The sequence below is a fragment of the Polaromonas sp. P1_G4 genome, assembly GCF_056405475.1.
Window position 1 is genome coordinate 1 of record NZ_JBFUCA010000843.1, and the last position, 1,193, is coordinate 1,193.

1 protein-coding gene is annotated in these 1,193 nt (G+C 59.7%); it reads left to right on the forward strand.

The features are described 5' to 3' along the window. A partial coding sequence (locus AC1D1X_RS23850) for a FimL-related protein (RefSeq protein ID WP_477699418.1) occupies window positions 1-1,193 on the forward strand: 1,193 nt, incomplete at both ends.

The window sequence follows — 1,193 nt, forward strand, 5'->3', positions numbered from 1 at the left end:
GGTGCGGGCCGACCGCATTCATCCGGCTGACTTGTGGCCGCTTGAGTGGCGCTGGCTGGAGCCGGAACTGGCGACGACAGCGGAGCCCCGCAATTACGATGATGGTGCTCGCGCTGTCATGGATCAATCGGTGCTTCAAATCATGAAGGGTAAGGCACCGCAGGCAGCCAAAAAAATGAAGGAGCTCAGCCTCGGATTTGCGGCCAGACAGGCGGACCGCCAACCCAGGATATTCTGGAAGATCGCGGCGGCCTATTTCGAAGCGGTCGCGCATGAGTTGCTCGGGTCGGACATCTATGTACGGCGAGCTGCATCGCGAATCCTGATGCAGTATGCCTCGCTTGCCAAGGGTGATACGGGGGTATCGGATCGGCTGGCGCAGGATTTGCTCTTCTTCTGTTCACAGGCTGTTTCTCCTCGCGCCAGCGACACGCCTGCACTTTCGGCAATCCGGTCAGCCTACGGTCTCAACCGATTCAAACCGGTGGACTATGAGCTCGTTCAATTCGGGCGTTTTGATCCGGCTCTGCTCGCCCAGGCCCGCAAGCGCATCACGTCTGCGAAAGAAACCTGGTCGTCGCTTTCCGCCGGGGACGCCAATAAATTCAAGTCCGTGACGGACCAGTTCAGCCTCGTCACGGATTCTCTGCTCAAGCTTCATCCGCCCAGCGAACCACTCGCGCAGGCGCTGACTCGCGCCGTGGATACGACGGTCCGGTCTGGTCAGGCCCCTGGAATAGAACTGGCCATGGAAGTGGCCACCTCGGTGCTTTACCTTGAAGCCGCTTTTGATGACCTGGATCYCAACGATCCCCAGCTGGCTGTGAGAACCGCCAATCTTGCTGAACGGCTGGAAGGCGTCCGTGCAGGCGGCGAGCCACAGCCTCTGGAAGGCTGGATGGAAGAGCTGTACCGCCGGGTCAGCGACAAGCAGACCATGGGCAGCGTAGTCGGTGAGTTGCGTGTGTCGCTGGGTGAGCTTGAAAAATCACTTGATGTGTTTTTCCGCAACCCGCAGGACAAAGTCGCGCTTCAATCCGTGCCCGGCCAGCTTTCACAAATGCGTGGCGTGCTGTCGGTACTAGGGCTTGATCAGGCCTCGCACGCCGTGCTGCGCATGCGGGACAGCGTTGAGCAGATGCTGGTCACTGAAATTGATGAACAGCGCGCGCGTGCAGCGGGAACATTCGAGC